This window comes from Lwoffella lincolnii (assembly GCF_002014765.1).
Classification (GTDB): Bacteria; Pseudomonadota; Gammaproteobacteria; order Pseudomonadales; family Moraxellaceae; genus Psychrobacter; species Psychrobacter lincolnii.
In genome coordinates, this window is sequence record NZ_MUYT01000001.1 from 206,639 (window position 1) to 228,883 (window position 22,245).

At 43.7% G+C, this 22,245-nt stretch carries 14 protein-coding genes; 6 read left to right on the forward strand and 8 right to left on the reverse strand.

What is annotated here, in order from left to right; translation table 11 throughout:
* Positions 1 to 108 precede the first annotated feature (108 nt).
* Positions 109 to 1,116 (reverse strand): polyphosphate kinase 2, encoded by a 1,008-nt coding sequence (ppk2, locus tag B0682_RS00990; protein WP_240494799.1) that lies wholly within the window; start codon positions 1,114 to 1,116, stop codon positions 109 to 111.
* 203 nt (positions 1,117 to 1,319) lie between these two features.
* Positions 1,320 to 2,963: an acetyl-CoA C-acetyltransferase gene (locus tag B0682_RS00995; protein ID WP_078306229.1), complete on the reverse strand. Its 1,644-nt coding sequence runs from the start codon at positions 2,961 to 2,963 to the stop codon at positions 1,320 to 1,322.
* A 257-nt stretch (positions 2,964 to 3,220) separates the two neighbouring features.
* On the opposite strand from B0682_RS00995, the gene B0682_RS01000 reads away from it, so the two are divergent.
* From B0682_RS01000 to B0682_RS01010, 3 genes are all read left to right on the forward strand, one after another.
* Entirely contained in the window at positions 3,221 to 4,621 is a 1,401-nt protein-coding gene (locus B0682_RS01000) for a 3-oxoacyl-ACP reductase (RefSeq protein WP_078306230.1), read from the forward strand.
* Positions 4,622 to 4,746: 125 nt separating this feature from the next.
* Positions 4,747 to 5,712: a MaoC/PaaZ C-terminal domain-containing protein gene (locus B0682_RS01005; protein WP_078306231.1), complete on the forward strand. Its 966-nt coding sequence runs from the start codon at positions 4,747 to 4,749 to the stop codon at positions 5,710 to 5,712.
* 77 nt (positions 5,713 to 5,789) lie between these two features.
* Positions 5,790 to 7,154, forward strand: a complete 1,365-nt coding sequence (locus B0682_RS01010; protein WP_078306232.1) for a serine hydrolase domain-containing protein — start codon at positions 5,790 to 5,792, stop codon at positions 7,152 to 7,154.
* A gap of 57 nt (positions 7,155 to 7,211) precedes the next feature.
* On the opposite strand, the gene B0682_RS01015 is transcribed toward B0682_RS01010, so the two are convergent.
* The 3 genes from B0682_RS01015 to cmk form a co-directional block, all read right to left on the reverse strand.
* Positions 7,212 to 7,622: a hypothetical protein gene (locus B0682_RS01015; protein WP_078306233.1), complete on the reverse strand. Its 411-nt coding sequence runs from the start codon at positions 7,620 to 7,622 to the stop codon at positions 7,212 to 7,214.
* Positions 7,623 to 7,742: 120 nt separating this feature from the next.
* Positions 7,743 to 9,413 (reverse strand): 30S ribosomal protein S1, encoded by a 1,671-nt coding sequence (gene rpsA / locus B0682_RS01020; protein WP_078306234.1) that lies wholly within the window; start codon positions 9,411 to 9,413, stop codon positions 7,743 to 7,745.
* A 207-nt stretch (positions 9,414 to 9,620) separates the two neighbouring features.
* On the reverse strand, positions 9,621 to 10,424 hold the full coding sequence (gene cmk, locus B0682_RS01025) for a (d)CMP kinase (RefSeq protein WP_078306235.1): 804 nt from the start codon (positions 10,422 to 10,424) through the stop codon (positions 9,621 to 9,623).
* A gap of 386 nt (positions 10,425 to 10,810) precedes the next feature.
* On the opposite strand from cmk, the gene B0682_RS01030 reads away from it, so the two are divergent.
* The 3 genes from B0682_RS01030 to B0682_RS01040 all read left to right on the forward strand — a co-directional run bounded on the left by B0682_RS01030 (position 10,811) and on the right by B0682_RS01040 (position 18,280).
* Positions 10,811 to 13,423 carry a transferrin-binding protein-like solute binding protein gene (locus B0682_RS01030; RefSeq protein ID WP_078306236.1) on the forward strand — a complete coding sequence of 871 codons (2,613 nt, stop codon included), beginning with the start codon at positions 10,811 to 10,813 and terminating at the stop codon, positions 13,421 to 13,423.
* Between the two features lie 215 nt (positions 13,424 to 13,638).
* The gene (locus tag B0682_RS01035; RefSeq protein ID WP_078306237.1) at positions 13,639 to 16,638 is read left to right on the forward strand and encodes a lactoferrin/transferrin family TonB-dependent receptor; all 3,000 of its coding nucleotides are present in this window, start codon (positions 13,639 to 13,641) and stop codon (positions 16,636 to 16,638) included.
* A gap of 1 nt (position 16,639) precedes the next feature.
* The gene (locus B0682_RS01040; protein WP_078306238.1) at positions 16,640 to 18,280 is read left to right on the forward strand and encodes a surface lipoprotein assembly modifier; all 1,641 of its coding nucleotides are present in this window, start codon (positions 16,640 to 16,642) and stop codon (positions 18,278 to 18,280) included.
* Between the two features lie 40 nt (positions 18,281 to 18,320).
* Here the strand turns inward: B0682_RS01040 and tadA are convergent, their stop codons facing one another.
* Genes tadA through clpA form a run of 3 tightly spaced genes read right to left on the reverse strand, consistent with a single transcriptional unit; the run spans position 18,321 to position 22,114 of the window.
* Positions 18,321 to 18,851 carry a tRNA adenosine(34) deaminase TadA gene (gene tadA, locus B0682_RS01045; protein ID WP_078306239.1) on the reverse strand — a complete coding sequence of 177 codons (531 nt, stop codon included), beginning with the start codon at positions 18,849 to 18,851 and terminating at the stop codon, positions 18,321 to 18,323.
* 13 nt (positions 18,852 to 18,864) lie between these two features.
* Positions 18,865 to 19,617, reverse strand: coding sequence for a uracil-DNA glycosylase (gene ung / locus B0682_RS01050; protein WP_078306240.1), 753 nt, complete (start codon positions 19,615 to 19,617; stop codon positions 18,865 to 18,867).
* A 34-nt stretch (positions 19,618 to 19,651) separates the two neighbouring features.
* The gene (clpA, locus tag B0682_RS01055; protein ID WP_078306241.1) at positions 19,652 to 22,114 is read right to left on the reverse strand and encodes an ATP-dependent Clp protease ATP-binding subunit ClpA; all 2,463 of its coding nucleotides are present in this window, start codon (positions 22,112 to 22,114) and stop codon (positions 19,652 to 19,654) included.
* Positions 22,115 to 22,245: the final 131 nt, after the last annotated feature.

The following is a 22,245-nucleotide window of genomic DNA, read 5'->3' on the forward strand; positions in this document are numbered from 1 at the left end:
AAAAAATAAAAAAATAAAAAAAAGACATGTCATGGCATGTCCTTTTTTGTGAAAGTTTTCTTTGTGAAAGTCCTTTTTGTTAAAATTGTGTCAAAGATTGAGCATGACTTAATAACGGTTTGGCACATACATGTCGCTGGGTATTGGCTCACGATAGTAATCATCATCACGGTTACGCTCAGGTAAGGTAACTTCTTCTCGCTCAATGTCATGATAGGGGATTTGCTCAAGCAAATGTGAGATGCAGTTGAGTCTGGCTTGTTTTTTTACGTCCCCTTCCACCACCCACCAAGGGGCTTCAGGCAGATGTGTCCGTTCAAACATCACTTCTTTGGCCTTGGTATAATCTTCCCAAAGCCTGCGAGATTCTAGGTCCATGGGTGATAGTTTCCACTGTTTTAGTGGGTCATGAATGCGACTCATAAAGCGAGAGTGTTGTTCTTCATCGGTAATTGAAAACCAATATTTAATCAAGCGAATGCCTGAACGTACCAGCATACGCTCAAACTCAGGCACAGATTGAAAAAACTCCTCATACTGCTCATCGCTACAAAATCCCATGACTCTTTCTACCCCAGCACGGTTATACCAACTGCGGTCAAACAGCACAATCTCACCTGCCGCTGGCAGATGTGCGACATAGCGTTGAAAGTACCATTGACTCTGTTCACGTTCGGTTGGCGCGGGCAGGGCTGCCACACGGCAGACACGGGGATTTAGTCGTTGGGTAATGCGTTTGATTGTGCCACCTTTGCCAGCGGCATCACGCCCCTCAAACAACACCACGATGCGTTCGCCTGTCTCCACCACCCAATCTTGTAGTTTGATGAGTTCACGTTGCAGACGTATCAGCTCTTGAAAATAAGTACGGCGGTCAAGTTTTTCACTTTCGGTCAGTTCTCGCCCATCAAAGCGATAATCTTGCACATAATCATCCAGTTCATTTTCTAATTCTTCATCATACGAGTCGATAAGGTCTTGGTGCATTTTGCGTCTTAGTTCATCGTGATGAGTTTCTTTGTTCATGCGTTCGATAAGGGTGTCTTTTTCTTGTGCGGTCAGTGAATGTGGCTCTGATGTGATGTCTGATGTGATGTCTGATGTGATGTTTGCCATGATGGGTTTCTCCTTGATGTGTGTTATGATTATCTTGTTGCTACCCCACCATCACTTTAACACAAATGTGAGCCATCAATACAAAAGATATGAAAGATATGAAAATCCCTAGCATAGGGCTAGGGATTTTGTGTAACACTTTTGTGCTTTTATAAGCTCTTTTATGCTTTTATTATGGTGTTTGTGTCATGTTATGCTGGCGTTTATTTTTCTAAAATGCAGGTAACACCTTGACCGCCAGCGGCACAGATAGAAATTAACGCACGCCCAGAGCCTTTTTGGTCTAATAGCTTGGCAGCAGTTGCTAAAATTCGCCCACCTGTTGCGGCAAATGGGTGTCCTGCAGCAAGTGATGAGCCATTAACATTGAGTTTACTTTTATCAATGCTGCCCAATGCTTTTTCTAGCCCCAAACGCTGTTGACAAAATGTGTCGTCTTCCCATGCTGCCAAGGTGGATAACACTTGAGAAGCAAAGGCTTCATGAATTTCATAAAAATCAAAATCTTGTAAGCTTAGACCAGCACGCTCAAGCATTCTAGGCACAGCATAGGCAGGTGCCATGAGCAAGCCTTCGGTTACGCCAGTTTTACCAATAAAATCAACGGCAGCAGTCTCGTGATTGGTGATGTAGGCAAGGGGACGTAAGCCATTTTTTTCTGCCCATTCGTCTGTGCCTAATAGCACACAAGACGCACCGTCAGTCAATGGGGTTGAGTTGGCAGCGGTCATGGTTGGGTTGGCGTTTTTCTTGCCAAAGACAGGCTTAAGCTTGGCCAGTTTTTCAAGGCTTGAGTCAGGACGTAAATTGTTATCACGAGTCAACCCTTTATAAGGGGTGATTAAATCGTCCATAAAGCCTTGTTCATAGGCTCTTGCTAAGTTTTTATGACTATTAACCGCCAACTCGTCTTGAGCTTCACGGCTGATGTCCCATTCTAAGGCAGTGATGGCTTGATGTTCACCCATGGACAGTCCAGTGCGTGGTTCGCCATTGCGTGGTGCGTTGATGAGATCTTTAGGGTCAAGTTGTAATAAGGCTTGCAAGCGTTGTTTGTTGGTGCGAGCTGCCCCAAGCTTGATAAGTACTTTACGCAGACCATCACCCAGTTCAATGGGTGCATCTGATGTGGTGTCGACACCGCCTACAATGGCAGAGTCGATGATGCCTAAGGCAATTTTGTCAGCTGCTGCAAAGGTGGCTTGCAATCCAGTGCCACAGGCTTGGGAGACATCATAGGCAGGCGTTTGTGGGTCTAAGGCGGTATTTAATGTCGCTTCACGAGTCAGATTTAAGTCACGGCTTAGCTTCAGTACCGCTCCTGCAACCACTTCACCCACACGCTTGCCTTGTAGGTCATGGCGTTCGACCAAACCATTTAAGGCGGCGGTTAACATGTCGATGTTGCTGGCATCGGCATAGACACTGTTTGAGCGTGCAAAAGGAATGCGGTTGCCACCCAAGATGGCGACTTTGATGTCATGTTTGATGTCGTGTTTGCCTGCCGCATCTGCTGTATTGACCGTGTCTACAGCTTTAGTTTCTGTTTTTGTTTCATCTGTACTTGTTTGTGTTTCTTCTGTATTTGGTGGTTGGGCAGTCGTCATCTGTTCTAAAGCGTTGTGTTGTTTTGATTGGTTGGCGAACTGTTCAAGGCTGGTGTTGTTTTGTGTGATGTTGCTTTGTGTTTTGCTTGCTGTTGATTCGCTGACCGTTGATTGGTCATTCGTGTCATGCTCATCTTGAGTGTCTTGAGCATGTAAAGATGGTGAGTTAGGTTCTTGGTTATCGTCAGTTTCGGTAACTTGTTTGACAACTTTGGTATTGATGATGGTGCTGTTGCTCATGGGGATTCCTTTGGTTGGGTCAGTTAAGTGGGGGTTTAAACGAACGTGATTACAAAACGTTAATATAAGATGATACAAAATGATAAAGCACAAGATGATAATATTGTTTTATGAATCAGCGTGTATTGTATAACTTTTATTGTATGACTTTGCTTTTGATTTTATCATAAGTTACCATGTTAACAAACATACGTTAACAAGCAGGTGTATTTTTTGTTTTGATGTTTTTTATGTGTTTTTATATTAAGGATAGAATCATGAATGACCGTTACGGTGAATTTGTACAATCAAATCTTGGCAAAAAATTAGCAAAAAACCTTGGCTTACCATTACCTGTAGAATTGGAACGCTTTGATATGGGTAAGCCTGTGGTGCGTGGTGATGTGCTGGTGGGCTCAGCAGCAGGAGATGATCACTCGCTAAGTGATGCGGTGGCTCGCATTTTGGCAGATGTCCATGCCAATGTGTATGTTAACGCCAGTGATGGCATCAAAGATGCTCTTGCCAATGCCAGCGTAGATGCAAAGGCTGACACAGGTGGCAAAGATAAATATAAAGTCGTTGTGTTCGATGCAACAAATATCAATAACGCTGATGAATTAACCACTATTTATGAATTTTTTCACCCCATTGCTCGCCGTATCGACAAATCTGGTCGAGTGATTGTATTGGGTCGCCCACCAGAAGAGCTTGATGACATTCAAGCATCATTGGCTCAGCGAGCGTTAGTGGGTTTTGTGAAGTCTATTGCAAAAGAGTTTAAAAAAGGCATCACCGCTCAACTGATTTATGTGGCAAAAGGACAAGAACAACATTTAGATTCAACCTTGCGTTTTTTCATGTCTGCTCGCTCAGCTTATGTGTCAGGTCAAGTGGTACAAGTGAACAAGGGAGAACATGTCAGCGTTGATTGGCAACAACCATTGGCAGGTAAAACCATGCTGGTTACAGGGGCAAGCCGTGGCATTGGCGAGTCCATTGCTCGAGTATTGGCTCGTGATGGGGCTCATGTCATTTGCTTAGATGTGCCACAACAGCAGTCAGAGTTACAAAAAGTGGCAGGGCAAATCAGTGGCTCTACACTGTTGCTTGACATCACCGCCGATGACGCAGGTGAAAAAATTGCCAACGCTGCTGCCAAACGTGGCGGACTTGATGCCATCATTCATAATGCTGGGGTAACTCGTGATAAAACACTTGCCAATATGGATGAACAAAAATGGAACATGGTCATTAACATCAACCTTGCCAGCATTGCCAAAATTAACGACCATCTGTTAGCAAATGATGCCTTAAATGACAACGCTCGCATTGTGTGTGTGTCATCTATTTCTGGCATTGCAGGTAACTTGGGACAAACCAACTATGCCACCTCAAAAGCAGGGGTCATCGGTTTGGTGAATGCCACCGCCAACCAGTTGCAAGCCAATGGCAAAGGCATGACCATTAATGCAGTTGCACCAGGGTTTATCGAAACGCAAATGACCGCCGCCATTCCCTTTGCCATTCGTGAAGCAGGTCGTCGTATGAATTCAATGAGTCAAGGCGGTTTGCCTGTGGACGTGGCAGAGGCGATTGCGTGGTTGGCCTCTCCTGCCTCAGGTGGTATTAATGGCAATACCGTGCGTGTGTGTGGGCAAAGCTTACTTGGAGCATAAGCCAAATTGTAACAAATGATGACTAAGACCATTAATCCAGCGGTTAATGGTCTTTCACTTATTGGACAACATGCCTATTTACGGTATCATATGAGTTTACAGTTGTGTTCTTAAAGGATGATTTTATGTCTTCACAATCAGATAACAAGGTTAACAACAATAAAGTTAACAACAAAATTTTTAAAGAATTACCCAAAGTACATACCACCTACGCCAACATCATCAAAAGCCTGTTGCCTGTTGGAGACAAACCCAAAGTCAGCAAAGACCAGTTACCCAAAATCCGTTATCAAGTAGATGGCTTAAGCTTGGATAAAGACAATCTTGATGATTATCGCAAAATTTGTGGGTTTTATAACACAGGTAATGTGCCAATCACCTACTATGCGGTGTTATCACAAGCATTGCAGATGAACATGATGGCAAAAGAAGCTTTCCCCTTTGCCATGCTTGGGCTGGTGCATGTCGAAAATAAAGTGACTCAATATCGCCCTATTGGTGATGATGAAGTGGTGAGTCTAAGTGTTGAGCTTGATAACCTGCAAGACCATGATAAAGGTCAGCAGTTCGACTTTATTACCAAAGTCAGTAAAGACGATGAGCTGATATGGGAAGGCGTCTCCACCTATCTTTCACGCTCAAAAGCCAACAATAAAACAAAAAAACCAAGCGATAAAAAAACCAACACAGACAGCCTAAATCGTGATGATGCGGTGGTGAGAATCTTTGAAGTGCCAGAAGACATCGGTCGCCGTTATGCCTTTGTGTCAGGGGATTTTAACCTAATTCACATTCACCCCTTATCTGCTAAAGCCTTTGGGTTTCCTAAAGCCATTGCTCATGGCATGTGGTCAAAAGCCAAATGTTTGGCACAAATCAATGATTTACCGACTGCCTATAGCGTGGACGTGTCATTTAAATTGCCCATCTTATTGCCTGCTGAAGTTGAATTGGTAACCCAAAAGTCAAACACAAGTCAAAATCAGGATAAAACAAGTCAAGATAAAACAAGGCAGTTTGCTCTATACAGTGCCAAAAATAGTAGACCACATTTATCTGGAATAATTACCCCAGTGACATCAGTCAAATAAATCTGACAGCCACTCAATTTTAATCTTGTTTATGCAGTTTTTTGGATAGACAAGCCTTTGGATAAGTTGTTACTGCCATGCCCACTGACAGCGTCATTCATAATCTGGAAAAAATCTTTACCGACATACAACGGCCATTTGCTCCGTTGGGTGGCAGTTTTGTGGTGCATCACCAAGGTCATTGTGTGCTAAACACATCAATGGGGACAGCCAATATCATAGATGGTAACTTGCTACCTTGGACGGCTGACACGCTTTGTTTAAATTACTCAACGGGTAAAGGCGTATTGGTAACGCTCATTCATATGTTGGTGTCAAAAGGGCTGTTGGCTTACGATAAACCCATTGGGCATTATTGGTCAGAATTTGCAACCAATGGTAAAGCGGATATTACCTTGCGTGCTGTGCTGACGCATCAAGCGGGATTATTTGCCATTACTGACATTGCCAGCTCTAATGTTGAACTGCTTGATTGGCAACAAATGCTAAAAAAAGTCGAACAAATGCCAACAAAAGGACATGTGGGCTATCTGAGTGCCTATAGTGCGTTGGTCAGTGGCTGGGTGTTGGGTGGCTTGGTTGAAAAGGTCACACATTTGTCATTACAAAAAGCGTTAGACACTTATTTGGCTAAGCCCTTAGGAATCAAAGGGTCAATCTTTTTTGAATTGCCCCAGTCCTTGATAAATACCATGGCAGTGCCACAAGCGTATTTTACTGACGGCAAGGACGATGGCGACAAACAGACCAATCACAAAACCGATGGTCAACAAAGTCGCCATCATAAGCCAACATATAGACAAGACACGCCAGAGATTTTGGCAATTTACCAAAGCTTGCCAAGCCATGATTGTTGGCAAGCTCTTATCAACACTCATCAGCAAGAAGTGAATACCGCAAGCATCAATGGGTTGTATTTTAATGGCAAAAACATGTCAATCGAGCATTATAAAACTGCCATGACACCTGAGCGAAAAGTGGCAATTAATTATCATCAACAAGACGTGTTGACGAGTAAAATCCCTGCAGCTAACTGTGTGGCTTCTGCCAATGCCTTGGCTGCCATCTATGACATGCTGGCAAGTGGTGGTTATCATCAAGGCAACATGCTGATTGATAAACAAACATTTGAACAGCTGTCCACAATAGCAACACAGCAATCAACCTCAAACCTTGCTGTCCAAAAAAACCTTGCTGCCCCAAAAAATCATGATGCGGTGATGCCAGCTAACATGGCATGGCGATTAGGATATCATCGGATTTTTAGCGTCTGCCATGACGTAACGCATGGGTTTGGGCACATGGGCTATAATGGTTCGGTGGCGTGGTGTGATCCAAGTCGACATCTGTCAATGGTCTATGTGCATAACTTTGATACCACCATGTTGACCGATATCCGTCAATTTGCCTTGACCGAAGCGGTGTTATCATTGGTCAAATGAGATGGCCTTATTGACGTCTTTACTGGTGTCAATTGATGCTGGTGTTGATGCCCGTCATCAACGCTTCACAAAATTTATCGCACACGTCTGTAGTGACTTTAGCACCACCCGAGTAACCAATTTACTGCGGTAATTGGCATCTAATGCAGCATGGGTCGCATCAGCCACGGTGATTTGTTGTGGGGCTTGTTCGGTAACGCAATGACAGACACTGCTGGCAACTTGATTTTGTTGTTGTTTGCTCAACACAAGGCTGGCGGTTTGGTAATACGTGTTGTTTTTAATTTCTGACAAACAATACTGATTCACCGCTGTTTTCAACACTGACATGCCAAGATGTTTGCTGGTGTGGATAACATGAGTGCCATTAACGCCACCTAAATTTGATGAGCTTGGTGATGTTGAAGCACAAGCGGTCAATAAGGTGATGGCCAGCATGGCAATGACAGATAAGCAAGATGGTTTCATAAACATTCCTTATTCTTTGGTTAATTAAGTTAATTAAAATGTCATAAAAAAAGAGCAGTCAATCGACCGCTCTTTTTACACATCATATCGATGAGTAATCAAATCAACAGTAATGACACATTAGTCATCCATTTTCTCTTTGATGAGATCACCAAGCGTTTTTGGTTGAGTGTCTTGAGTGTTGCTCAGCTCTTTGATGGCTTGACGTTCTTCAGCTTCATCTTTGGCTTTAATGGATAAACTGATGTTGCGAGTTTTGCGATCCATGCTGATGATTTTGGTTTCAACTTCATCACCGACGTTTAGATGTTTGGTAGCATCTTCCACACGGTCACGGTTGATTTCAGAGGCACGTAAGTAACCTTCTACATCATCGGCAAGCTGAATGACTGCACCTTTGGCATCGACTTCTTTAACGTTGCCTTTGACAATCGCACCACGGTCATTGACAGCACAATATTCCATAAAGGGATCTGAGCTTAGCTGTTTGATGCCCAAGCTGATGCGGTTGCCTTCAGCATCGACGGATAATACCATGGTTTCGACTTCATCGCCTTTGTTGTAGTTGCGAATGGCTTCTTCGCCTGACTCGTTCCAAGAGATGTCTGATAAGTGTACCAAACCATCAATGCCACCTTCTAGGCCAACGAATAAGCCAAAGTCAGTGATTGACTTGATTGAGCCAGTCAGTTTATCACCACGTTGATATTTTTTATCAAACTCTTCCCAAGGGTTGGGTAAGGTTTGTTTGATGCCTAAGCTGATACGGCGACGCTCCTCATCAATGTCAAGTACCATGACGTTGACTTCATCACCCACTTGGACGATTTTTGAAGGATGCACGTTTTTGTTGGTGTGGTCCATTTCTGAGACGTGTACCAAACCTTCTATGCCATCAGCAATTTCAGCAAAACAGCCATAGTCGGTCAAGTTGGTAACACGAGCAGGGGTGATGGTGCCGATGGGATAAGTTTCGCTTAGGTTGTCCCATGGGTCAGTACCCAGTTGTTTTAGACCTAGGCTGACACGATTACGCTCACGGTCAAACTTCAATATTTTAACTTTTAGGTCTTGACCCACTTCAACCACTTCAGAAGGGTGCTTGATGCGTCTCCATGCCATGTCCGTGATGTGTAATAAACCGTCAATACCACCCAAATCAACAAACGCACCGTAGTCGGTTAAGTTTTTGACGATGCCGTCAATTTCCATGCCTTCTTCAAGTTTGTTGAGCAATTCTTCACGTTCAGCTGAGTTTTCAGCTTCCATGACCGCACGGCGACTGACCACCACGTTGTTGCGTTTTTGGTCAAGTTTGATGACTTTGAATTCTAACTCTTTGCCTTCAAGGTGAGTGGTGTCACGAATGGGGCGTACATCAACCAATGAACCTGGTAAGAACGCTCTGACTGAGCCAATGTCAACGGTAAAACCGCCTTTAACTTTATTAGAAATTGTGCCTTTGACAATTTCGTCATTTTCAAATAATTCTTCCAAAGCATGCCATGTTTCCACACGTTTTGCTTTTTCACGTGACAATAAGGTCTGTCCCATACCGTTGTCCACGGCTTCGACAACCACATCTACCGTGCTGCCAACTTCTACTTCAAGCTCACCGTCTTCATCGACAAACTCAGAGCGAGCAACCACACCTTCTGATTTTAGTCCCGTGTCCACGGTAATCCAGTCTGCATCGATTGCCACAACGTGCCCTGTCACCACAGCACCACGTTCAATCTCTAAGCCTTGTTCACCAAGGCTTGCTTCAAATAGTTCAGCAAATGATTCCATTGTTCATACCTATATATGGCCGTAGCCTGTCCAGCACAGTACGGTTCAAGTGATTGCCAAGATAAGAAAGAAGCTGGTTTTATCCTTATTTTGGCAAAAAAACAGCGATTTAAAATGTGTTTTTTAACATCAATTAAAATTAAAGAAACATCAATTAAAGAAACATCAATTAAAATCTAAAAAAATTAAAATCTAAAAAGTCCAAAGTTAAAAACAAATGCCCTTAGCTTGGCAATGCTGTTTTATGACAGCATAAACCTCATCGGCATTCATCTGTGAGCTGTCAAGTAACAACGCATCATCAGCAGGTCGACTGGGGGCAACACGGCGACTTTCGTCTCGGTCATCACGTGCTTGAATGTCTTGTAATGTCTGTGTGTATATGCCAACTTCATCTTGTGGATGAATACTGCCTTGCATGATAAGTTGCTTGACTCGCCGACAGGCTCGTGATTGTGCCGATGCGGTCAAATATACCTTGACATCTGCGTTAGGGAATACCACCGTTCCCATGTCTCGTCCATCAGCAACAACCCCAGCGTGCAACGCCATGTTTCTTTGTAAATCCAGTAGGGCAGTTCGCACCTTTGGCAGTACTGCCACTTGAGACGCATAACTGCCAACCGTTTCATTACGAATGTCTGTACCCATCAGCTCACCATTGACATAAATGTCCACTTGTTGAGTGGTTTGGTTGGGGGTCATGGTGATTTGTAAAGATTGGGTTAATGCTTCTAAAGCATTTTCATCTAACTGACCATGATGTGAATCATGATGTTGTAAAACTTGTGTTGACGTGGGTAACAGACCCGACTGCCAAGCCTGTAGCCCAATGATACGATACAATGCCCCAGAGTCCAATAAATTGTATCCTAAAGTATTGGCAAGTCGCCATGATACCGTGCCTTTACCTGAGCCACTTGGTCCGTCTATGGTAATGACAGGGAAACGTGAAGTCATTTGTGTGGTCTTGATGGAAGTAGCGGATAAGCTTTGATGGGTTTTGGGCATGAGTTCTTAAAGTAGTGGTGGTTGGCAAATTGTCAATAAAGTAAAATTGTACTTTAACCTAATATGATAGCAAAAACCACCTTGGCAGTTCAATAGGGTAAACCTAAAAAAGGGTAAACCTAAAAACCAAATGGTTCGATAAAAATTAGTACGGTAGAAATGTGTGTAAACTTGTGTTAGGGCGATAAGTTAGGAAAAAGGGTTACTCTGTAGTAAATTTTTTGAAGCAGTTTTTAGCATATCAGATAAAATTTAGAAAATAACTTGCTAAATTTGTTATGTTTTATGTTATTATCTGATAACAATTATCATTTACTATCGTTAAGAGACTTTATTGCTTATTTAGCAAGGGTTTGTTTGGTTTACATTCTAGTAAGGACACCACCATGAGTACTGTCAAAGCCCCCCATATTTTCTACCAAAAACGCACCCTTAGCCTTGCCATCGCCAGTATTTTTGCTGCCGTGGTAATAACAGGCTGCCGTTCTGATGACATCAGTGCCAATGCACCCAATATTACCCAACTGCCCCAAGGCACAGTTTTACCAACACCGAATACAGGTCATGACAACACCAATAATGCCAACAACGCCAACAATCAGGGCAACAACACGGATAACAACACCAGCACAACTGACCCAAATGGCGATAACAACCAACTGACACAATCACAAAAGACCGCCGCTGCCGCAGGGTTTTTTGTGATGGGTAAGATTCGTGATACCAGCCCAAAAAATGACCCAGATTATAGCAATGATTTGATACAGCAGTGGTTAGGCAAATTATATGTTGGTATTAATGCCCATCGCCCTGATGGCATCGGAGCAGGTAAAAACTTGCGTCAGCCCATCACCGCCAATGACATCAAACCCTTGTATTTTAACAAATTCCCTGCATTGTCTGATTTGCACTTAGACAGTGAACGCCATCGTTTTGACCCCCAAAAGATAAACACCATTAAAGTGTATGGTTATGGCAACTTAACAACACCGTCCAACAACAACACTCACATCAATCATCAGCAAGCTGATAATGCCAAAGCCAAAAAGCCCGCCGATGCTTATGAAAATATCCGTTTTGGGTATCTTGAACTACAAGGCAGCAGCCTGACCCAAAAAAATGCCGATAATCAAAATGAGCAAGACCGCATTCCCAAACCCATGCCCATTTTGTTTTATCATGGAGAAAATGCCAGCAGCCAGTTGCCCAGTGCTGGTAAATTTAACTACACAGGCAACTGGCTGTACCTAAGTGATGTCAAAAAACGCCCCGCCCTTTCAGCATCAGATGATCGAGTGGGGGTCTATCTCAATGCCAGTGGCAAAGCCAATGAGGGCGATGTCGTCAGTGCCGCCCACATTTATCTAAATGGCTTTCAATATAAGCACACGCCTGCCACTTATCAGGTGGATTTTGATACAAACTCATTAACAGGCAAATTGTCTTATTATGATAATCCCAACCAGCAAACTGCCCAAGGCAACTATATCAAAAGCCAATTTGACACTACCAAAAAAGTCAATGAAACCGATGTGTATCAAATTGATGCCAAAATCAAAGGCAACCGCTTCGTCGGTACGGCCAAATCTTTGGTTAATGAGAACACAAAAACCGCACCTTTTATCAAAGAGCTGTTCTCTGATGCTGCCAACCCAAACAACCCAAACCCCAACTCAGATACGCTAGAAGGTGGGTTTTATGGTCAGTCGGGCGATGAGCTGGCGGGTAAATTTTTATCCAATGACAACGCATCTTATGTGGTCTTTGGTGGCAAACGAGACAAAACGGCTGAACCTGTCGCCACAAAAACGGTGTATTTTAGTGCAGGCTTTGAAAAACCCAGCACCAGTTTTGTGGATAATGAAACGATTGGCAGAATTATCAACAGTCAAGGGTTAAATGATAACATTGATGAATATTCAATTACTCCCAGTGATGATAGTTATTATGAATATCCTTGGGGTCAACCAAAAGCAGAGTTCACCAAAAAAGTCAGCAAAAGCACTCAGGTCGTGCCAGCTTATTTTGGGCAACATGATAAATTTTATTTTAATGGCAACTATTATGACCTATCAGCCAGCAGTGTTAATAAATTAGCCCCTGCTGATGCTGTCAAAGCCAACCAATCCATTAAAGAAAAATACCCTGATGCCAAACTAAATAAAGACAACCAAGTTACCACCATCGTGTTACAAGAAGCCAAAGGCGACAAGCCTTATACCGCCATTCGTACCAAAAGCTATCAGCACATCAGTTTTGGCGAGACGCTGTATAACGATGCCAACCAAACCCCAACACGCAGTTATTTTGTGCAAGGCGGTAGGGCCGATGCCAGCACCACGCTGCCCAAGGCAGGTCAATTCACCTACAACGGTCTTTGGGCAGGCTATCTTACTCAAAAAAAGGACAAAGGTTATAGCGATAAAGAAGAAACCATCAAGGCAAAAGGTCATCAAGGTTATCTGTTAACCAAAGAATTTATCCCAGAAGAAGATGACGATGATTTGGTCGCATCTGCTGACCTCCAAGATGATGATGCAGACGCCGATGATGATGCCGTAGAAAATGTGTATCAAAAAGGTGATATTCGCCCTGAATTTGCCAACAAGCACTTGCCCATTAACGAGCCTACTTATGAAAAAACCTTCTCCTTGGATGGTAAAAATAAAGCTAAGTTTGATGTAAACTTTGACACCAACAGCCTGACAGGCAATCTCAATGACAATAATGGCGACATTGTTTTTAACATCAAAGATGGCAAGATTGATGGCACAGCCTTTACCGCCAAAGCCGATGTGTCCGATTATCGCCATGAGATTGGCAATAACAACAGTGGCGGATTTTTATACAACATCAAAGACATTGATGTCAAGGGGCAATTTTTTGGCACAAATGGCGAAGAGTTGGCAGGACAGTTACAGTATGACAAAGGCGATGGCATCAATGACACCGCCGAAAAAGCAGGGGCTGTCTTTGGGGCTGTCAAAGAGACCAAATAACGCCCCCCTTATCATCGCTAGTCGTTTAGTCGCTTGACCAACAGTTGATGACGCCCTTGGCAATGCCTTAAAACAGCACTTTGAAATGGTGTCTTAAAACAATGCCTTAAAACAATGCCTTGGGCGAATTCTTGGATAAATACACCAGATTTGCCTTGGGCTAATATCTTGATAAAACATCGCCAGAAAATAGAAAATAAAGTTTAGGATTTTTTATGTCAAAATCTATCACACACACATCGCCATCAGTCCATACCATGACCACGCACCGCTTAAACCTTGCCATCAAAGCGGCGTTATTTGGGGTGGCAGTTTTACCCTTATCCGTTTGGGCGCAAGAGAATACTCAGACAGATGCCAACTCTGATACCAAAGACACAAAAACACCTGTCGTCTATTTAGATGCCATCACGGTAACCGCCGCCCCATCTGCCCCTGTTTCTCGGTTTGACACCGATGTAACAGGGCTTGGTAAAACGGTCAAAACCGCTGAAACGCTGGCAAAAGAACAAGTGCAGGGCATTCGTGATTTGGTGCGTTATGAAACTGGGGTGAGTGTGGTTGAGCAGGGGCGTGGTGGCAGTAGTGGATTTGCCATTCATGGCGTGGATAAAAACCGAGTGGGCATTACCGTAGATGGCATTGCCCAAATTCAATCTTACAAAGATGAATCCACCAAACGAGCTGGTGCAGGCTCTGGGGCGATGAATGAGATAGAGATTGAAAACATTGCCGCCGTTGCCATCAATAAAGGTGGTAATGCCCTAGAAGCAGGCTCTGGTGCGTTGGGCGGTTCGGTGGCGTTTCACACCAAAGATGTGGGCGATGTCTTAAAATCTGGTAAAAATCTTGGTGCTCAAAGCAAAACCACTTATAACAGCAAAAATGACCATTTGAGTCAGACGCTGGCAGCGGCAGGTAAAACCGAGCGTGTGGAAGCGATGGTACAATATACCTACCGTAAAGGCAAAGAAAACAAAGCACACAGCGACCTAAATGGCATCAACCAAAGCCTATATCGCTTGGGTGCATGGCAACAAAAATATGATTTAAGAAAGCCTAACGAACTGTTTGCAGGCACAAGCTACATCACCGAAAGCTGTTTGGCAAGTGATGACCCAAAAAACTGCGTACAATACCCTTATGTCTACACCAAAGCCCTGCCAGATGGCATCGGCAATCGCAATTTTTCTGAGTTAAATGATGCTGAAAAAGCACAATATTTGGCGTCCATGCACCCCCATGAGGTTGTTTCTGCCAAAGATTATACAGGCACTTATCGGTTGTTACCTGACCCCATGGACTATCGTTCAGACTCGTATTTGGCACGCCTTAACATCAAAATCACCCCAAATCTGGTCAGTAAACTGTTATTAGAAGACACCAAACAAACATACAACATTCGTGATATGCGTCATTGTAGTTATCATGGGGCAAGATTGGGCAATGACGGTAAGCCTGCCAATGGCGGCTCCATTGTCCTTTGCGATGATTATCAAGAGTATCTAAATGCCAATGACGCATCACAAGCATCATTTAGACCAGGGGCTAATGATGCCCCCATTCCAAAACTGGCTTATGCCAGAAGCAGTGTGTTTAACCAAGAGCATGGCAAAACTCGCTATGGGTTAGGTTTTGAGTTTAAGCCTGACACGCCATGGTTTAAACAAGCAAAATTAAACCTACATCAACAAAATATCCAAATCATCAACCATGACATTAAAAAATCGTGCAGCCAATATCCCAAGGTGGACTTAAATTGTGGCATCAGTGAAATTGGGCATTATGAATATCAAAACAATTACCGTTATAAAGAAGGGCGTACCAGCTTAACAGGCAAACTTGATTTTAATTTTGACCTGTTAGGTCAGCACGATTTGACGGTGTTGGCTGGTGCAGATAAAGTTAAAAGCCAATTTCGTGCCAACAACCGCAGACGCACAATCATTGACACCACCCAAGGCGATGCCATTATTGATAAAAGCACGCTGACAGCACAAGAGCAAGCCAAATTTGAGCAATCAGGGGCAGCGTGGATTGTCAAAAATCGCCTTGGACGCTTAGAAGAAAAAGACGCCTGTGGCAATGCCAATGAATGTGAACGCGCTCCCATTCATGGCAGTAACCAATATGTGGGCATTAACAACCTTTATACACCAAATGATTATGTGGATTTAAGTTTTGGTGGACGCTTGGACAAACAACGCATTCACAGCACCGATTCAAACATCATCAACAAAACCTACACCAACAAAAGCTATAATTTTGGGGCGGCGGTTCATCTGACACCTGATTTTAGCCTGTTGTATAAAACCGCCAAAGGCTTTCGTACGCCAAGTTTTTATGAGTTATACAACTATAACAGCACTGCCGCCCAGCATAAAAACGACCCTGATGTGTCTTTTCCCAAACGAGCGGTTGATGTCAAACCTGAAACTTCAAATACCAACGAATATGGCTTTCGCTATCAGCACCCTTGGGGGGATATTGAGATGAGCATGTTCAAAAGCCGTTACAAGGACATGTTAGATAAAGCCATACCGAACCTAACCAAAGCCCAGCAAGATTATTGTAAGGCTCATTTGGATTCCAATGAATGTGTTGGCAATCCACCCACGCCCAAAACCAGTGATGAGGTATTTGCCAACTTATACAATGCCACCATCAAAGGGGTGAGCGTCAAAGGCAAACTGGATTTGCATGCCATGACATCAAAGCTGCCAGATGGTCTTGAAATGACCTTGGGTTATGGTCATACCAAATTGGGGAAATTTGATTACATTGCACCCAAAGATGCCGATGGTTGGTATCAGGCTCGCCCTGCTTTTTGGGACGCCATCACCCCAGCACGCTATGTGGTCGGTCTAAACTATGACCACCCCAGTCAAGTATGGGGCATTGGCACAACTTTAACGCACAGTAAACAAAAAGATGAAAATGAGCTTAGTGCCCTTAGAATCCGAAATGGCAAAAGAGAAACACAAACTTTAACACACACAATACCCAAAGCCTATACTTTAATAGACATGACAGGCTATTATAGCCCAACTGAGAGCATCACCGCCCGCCTTGGCATTAACAATGTGTTAAACACCCGCTACACCACATGGGAGGCGGCACGCCAACTGCCCAGCGAAGCTGCAAGCAGTACCCAATCAACCCGTTACATTGCACCAGGTCGCAGTTACTTTGCCAGTCTTGAAATGAAGTTTTAATATGACCTGTTTATCAAAGACCAACCCTGCTTTAAAAGTCAAGCACAGACTTTTAAAGCAGCTGCTGTTATTGCTCTGTGTTGATACATTAGCAGCACAGGTGTATGCCCACAGCCATCATATGCCCACGCATGAGCTGCCATCTGCTGATGGTTTATCAGATGAAAGTTTGGGTAAAGATTTGGACAGTTTGAATAGCCCAGATGGTTTGGGTGATGGCTTAGGCGATGGTTTTATCAGTGATGACTTAAAGAGTGATAAAAGCCCCTTGCCCATCAATACCTTGCCCATCAATACCTTACCCATCAATGCCTTGCCCATCAATCAGAGCAATGAGAACCAATCTGCCCCACCGACCGTAGATGTCAATTTTTTACTTGCCCAGCCAGAGGCATTTTATCATGTCTTTCATCAAGCGATTGTGCAAGATGATGTGGCAACATTACGCTTGTTATTGCCATTTTATGACCGCCTGCCTGATGATTATCAAGATGATGTTTTGTTGTTATTTGCCCAAAGCAAACTTGCCCTAAGTGATGGCAACACCAAATTGGCATTAAATCTGCTGACCGATTTGAGCAACAAAGAGCCGACGCTTACGGCGGTGAAATTACAAATGGTCTCTTTGCTGCTGACCAAAAAGCACGATAAACACGCCCAAATGGTGCTAGATGAACTCAAAGACGATGCCCACTTTTTAAAATTAAGCAAAAAAGAGCAAAGATGGGTGCTGTCGCAAAGTCGCTATTTGCATAAAAAATACAAAATGGGCTTGGATTTGGGCATCAACTATCTGCATTTGGACAATATCAATGCCGCCTCCACCATCACACAGCCCAACATTAAAAAAGACGCACCAAAACCTGCTCATGGGCTTGCCTTATCGCTTGGTGTGAATAAATACACACCACTTAGTCATGGTATTAGTATTTATACAGCCCTAGATGTTGATGGTAAGTTTTATGATGACAAAAGCCACAATGAACTGGCGGTTTTTGCTCATGCTGGGCTAAGAAAAGACCACCAAAAAGGTTATGTTGATGTCGTGCCTTTTGTTGGGCGTATTTTTGCCACCAATCAGCAGCTGCATGGCAGGTTATCCCCCAGAAAAGACAGTCAGGGCGTGGCGTTTGGTAGCCATCATCGGATCAATGATAAATGGCAAAATGCGTTTTTTGTACGCATGGAAAAAGGCAATTATGCCGAGCGTTATCAAGGTTATGATGGCAAGCGTTATCATGTGAATGACACCATTTTGTTGCAAGATGGCCCAAATCGTCGTTATTCTTTGGGCGTGGGGTATCAGCTTAGTCATCTGCAAGATGCAACAAAAAGCAGTCATGCCACAAAGATACATTTTGGGGTGTTGCAAAGATTACCAAATGGTCTGACCGTGCAAGGTAGGGTGAGTGCTGAGCGTGAGCGTTATCATGGTAAATTATTGCGTCTGGTCAATCCCAATGATGTGTATCGCACAGATAAAACCCTAACCCTACAAACCTCCATTTGGCACAAAGACATTCGCTGGCTTGGATTAACGCCAAAGCTGACTTATCGTTACAGTAAAAATAACAGTAACTTGCCAGCACTTTATAGCCATAACAAACAAAATTTTTATTTGGAGCTTAGTCGGTCGTTTTAACCCAATTGCCTAAGAGCAGGTTAAGGTGGCTGGCGGTTTTTTATCGTCGCTTATGAAAAAAGTGTTTTAATAAATCACGACTTTGGCTTTGCATCAGTCCATTTTGTACGCTGATGCGGTGGTTATAACAGGTCAATTGTGCCAAATTAAGCTGACTGCCAAGCATGCCAGAGCGTGGCTCGAAGGTAGCAAACACCAGACGAGATAGGCGAGCATGAATCAATGCACCCACGCACATGGTACATGGCTCTAAAGTAACATATAAAGTGGTACCAGGTGGTAGGCGATAGTTGTTAATGAAGCGACATGCTTGTCGAAGAGCAACAATCTCAGCATGAGCTGTGGGGTCAGCACAACCAATGGGACAATTATGACCACTGGCAAGCACCTTGCCTTGACGAACCAAAACTGCCCCAACAGGCACTTCTGCATGATTGGCAGCCAGTTCGGCTTGTTGTATTGCCAATGTCATAAACTGATAATCAATGGGCAGCCACCATTTTTGTGCGTTTAATGCCAAGGCATGATGATTGTCATCTTGTTGATGCCAATATAGATGGTTTGAGTTCATCGCATCATTTTGGTCATTCTGGCAGTTGCCAATTAATGGGAGTTTTGCCATGTCTTTTTAAATAAGTATTGGTTTGGGAGAAAGGACGAGTGCCAAAAAAACCGCCACGATTGGCAGATAAGGGCGATGGGTGATTGGCGGTTAATATCAAATGTCTGTTCGTATCTATGTATTTGCCTTTTTGCTTGGCTTTTGAACCCCATAAAATGAATACTGTATGCTCTGTGTGGTGATTGACCGCCTCAATCACCGCATCGGTAAACACTTCCCAACCTTGCCCCTGATGGCTACCTGCTTGCCCTTCTGCCACGCTTAAAGATGTGTTGAGCAATAGCACGCCTTGGGTTGCCCAATGGGTCAAATCGCCATGCCGTGGGTAATTAATCTGAATGTCATCGCCCATCTCTTTTAAGATGTTGTTTAGCGATGGTGGTTTGGGTATGGATTTGGGTACTGAAAATGCCAACCCCATGGCTTGTCCTGCCCCATGATAGGGGTCTTGTCCTAGTATCACCACTTTGACTTGTGATAGGGGGGTTAAATCAAACGCTTTAAACATTTGGCTGGCAGGGGGATAGACGATGATGCCATTGGCATATTGCTCACGTAAAAATGTGCGTAATTTATCCATATTGGTGGAAGTCAGCTCGTGTGCCAGTGCGTACTTCCAGTCATCAGGCATGCGAACATTTGCCAAGATGGCGATTTGTTGTTCGGTCAATATGGGGGCAGGAGAAAATGGGCTTACATTGGGTGATAAAGACATGGTCAATCCAAAATTATATCTTGAGTGTGGTCAATCATATCACAACATCTTCCAGTACTGTTTTATCATCATCTAAGGTTTCTGTGATGGTGAGTAACAGACGGCCATTTGGTGCGTGAGCTTGGTTATCCTCATCAATATCAAATGCCACATGCTTGTTGTCATCTGCCCCTGCATTATCTGGCAATAAGCTAAGACGTACCGTACCGCCTGAACTTAAGCGTCCAAACAGTATCATGTTGGCAAGTGGTTTTTTAATTTCGTTTTGTAGCAATCGTTGCATGGGTCTGGCACCCATCAGGCGGTCATAGCCTTTTTCTGCCAGATATGCTCTGACATCATCAGTCATCTCTAAGGTGACTTGCTTATCATCTAGTTGTGTTTGTAGCTCAACTAAGAATTTATCCACCACCGATAAGATGACTTTATCATTGAGTGGTGCAAACTGCACGATGGCATCTAAACGATTACGAAATTCTGGGGTAAAGGCACGGTTTAGGGCTTCGGTGTTGTCTTTGGAATGGTCTTGTTGAGTAAACCCCATGGACGCACGGCTCATGTGTTCTGCCCCCACATTGGTGGTCATGATAAGCACCACATGTTTAAAGCTGGCTTGTCGTCCGTTGTTGTCGGTCAGTGTGCCATGGTCCATCACTTGTAATAGTAAGTTAAAGACATCAGGGTGGGCTTTTTCAAGTTCATCTAAGAGCAACACACAATGGGGATTTTGATTGATTTTTTCGGTCAACAGTCCGCCTTGGTCAAAACCCACATAGCCTGGGGGAGCTCCAATCAAACGAGAGGCAGTATGGGCTTCCATGTATTCAGACATGTCAAACCGCACCAGCTCAATGCCCATCAAATTGGCAAGCTGTTTGGCGACTTCAGTTTTTCCCACCCCTGTTGGACCTGCAAACATAAATGAACCAATGGGTTTATCCAAGGGCTTTAGCCCAGCACGAGACAGCTTAATGGCATCTGCCAGTGTATCGATGGCTTCATCTTGTCCAAACACCAAGCGTTTTAAGTCACGATCAAGATATCGTAACGTGGCTTTATCATTGCTAGAGACATGTTTTGCAGGAATGCGAGCCAGTTTGGCAATGATGGTTTCTATGTCTGCCACATCAATTTGTTGTGCTTGTGCTTGTGGTGGTGCTTGTGGTGGTGTTTGTGTGTGGGTATCTGTATTGGTCATATTCTCCACGGTGTTGATGGTGTTGGTGCTGTCAGATTGAGTGGTGGCATTTTTTTGGGTGGTGGCATTTTCGCTTAGGCGTTTGTATGCCCCCACTTCATCGATGACATCAATGGCTTTATCAGGTAAAAAGCGTTCATGAATGTGTTTGGCAGACAGTTTGGCAGCAGCAACCAACGCATCATCGGTGTAGCTGACATGGTGAAACGCTTCATAACGAGATTTTAACCCGCGCAAAATTTCAATGGTGTCTGCCACACTGGGTTCAACCACATCAATTTTTTGAAACCGCCGTGATAAGGCATGGTCTTTTTCAAAGATTTGTCGATATTCAGTAAAAGTGGTTGAGCCAATGCAACGAAGTTCACCATTGGCAAGGGCAGGCTTAATCAGATTGGACACATCCATGTTGCTGTTCATGGATGAACCAGCACCAACAATCATATGAATTTCATCAATAAATAAAATCGCTTTGCCATGTGATTTTAACGCTTCAAGCAACGCTTTCATGCGTTTTTCAAAATCACCACGATACTTAGTGCCAGCAATCAATGCCCCAATGTCTAAGCCATAAATGGTGGTGTCTAACAAGGGTTTGGGGGCATTGCCATTGACAATAAGCCATGCCAAGCCTTCAGCGATGGAAGTTTTGCCCACCCCAGGGTCGCCGACAAGTAAGGGATTGTTTTTGCGACGGCGGCACAAGATTTGGGCGGTGCGTTCGATTTCTTGTTCACGTCCAATCAAAGGGTCAGATTTACCCTCTTTGGCACGTTGGTTAAGGTTATTGGTGTATTCTTTGAGTGGGTTTTTTTCTTTGGCTTTATCACGGTCTTGCTCACCATGGCCAGTCATCATTTTTTGCTTGGCTTTATCATGATGCGACAGATATTGTGTCAGCGACAGACGGCTGATTGATTGTTTTTTTAACAAATATACGGCATACGTGTCGTGTTCAGAGAACATGGATACCAACACATCTGAGCCTTCAACCAAGCGTCTATTGCCCGCTGACTGCACATGAAAAATGGCACGTTGTAAAATACGGTCAAAACTTTGGGTAGGCAGTGGTGGCTGTTCATCTGCATTGACAACGGTTGGTGTGTGCCTGTTAATATAGGCTTCAAGCTCTGTTCTAAGTGTTGTTATGTCCGCCCCACATGCCTTTAGCGTATCGGCTGCATCGGTATTTTCAAGTAATGATAATAACAAATGCTCAACGGTGAGATATTCATGGGCGTGTTGTTTGGCTAGGGTTAGAGCCAAACGCAAAGAAACTTCCAAATGACGACTTAGCATGGGTATTCCTTATGATAAAAAATAGATGCTTCCCTAAAATCTGTATGGTCAGACAGTGTAACCTATTCTTTTATTATTCTATCCGTTTATTATGATGGTGGCTTAGGATAAATCAATGTTTTGGCGACCGT

Bases quoted from the DNA above. Each gene is read 5' to 3' on its own strand.
- B0682_RS01000 (WP_078306230.1), top strand. From the start codon at position 3,221: ATGAATGACCGTTACGGTGAATTTGTACAATCAAATCTTGGCAAAAAA.
- B0682_RS01030 (WP_078306236.1), top strand. From the start codon at position 10,811: ATGAGTACTGTCAAAGCCCCCCATATTTTCTACCAAAAACGCACCCTT.
- B0682_RS00995 (WP_078306229.1), bottom strand. From the start codon at position 2,963: ATGAGCAACAGCACCATCATCAATACCAAAGTTGTCAAACAAGTTACC.
- B0682_RS01040 (WP_078306238.1), top strand. From the start codon at position 16,640: ATGACCTGTTTATCAAAGACCAACCCTGCTTTAAAAGTCAAGCACAGA.
- tadA (WP_078306239.1), bottom strand. From the start codon at position 18,851: ATGAACTCAAACCATCTATATTGGCATCAACAAGATGACAATCATCAT.
- B0682_RS01010 (WP_078306232.1), top strand. From the start codon at position 5,790: ATGCCCACTGACAGCGTCATTCATAATCTGGAAAAAATCTTTACCGAC.
- B0682_RS01015 (WP_078306233.1), bottom strand. From the start codon at position 7,622: ATGAAACCATCTTGCTTATCTGTCATTGCCATGCTGGCCATCACCTTA.
- B0682_RS01035 (WP_078306237.1), top strand. From the start codon at position 13,639: ATGTCAAAATCTATCACACACACATCGCCATCAGTCCATACCATGACC.
- ppk2 (WP_240494799.1), bottom strand. From the start codon at position 1,116: ATGGCAAACATCACATCAGACATCACATCAGACATCACATCAGAGCCA.
- rpsA (WP_078306234.1), bottom strand. From the start codon at position 9,413: ATGGAATCATTTGCTGAACTATTTGAAGCAAGCCTTGGTGAACAAGGC.
- ung (WP_078306240.1), bottom strand. From the start codon at position 19,617: ATGTCTTTATCACCCAATGTAAGCCCATTTTCTCCTGCCCCCATATTG.
- cmk (WP_078306235.1), bottom strand. From the start codon at position 10,424: ATGCCCAAAACCCATCAAAGCTTATCCGCTACTTCCATCAAGACCACA.
- B0682_RS01005 (WP_078306231.1), top strand. From the start codon at position 4,747: ATGTCTTCACAATCAGATAACAAGGTTAACAACAATAAAGTTAACAAC.
- clpA (WP_078306241.1), bottom strand. From the start codon at position 22,114: ATGCTAAGTCGTCATTTGGAAGTTTCTTTGCGTTTGGCTCTAACCCTA.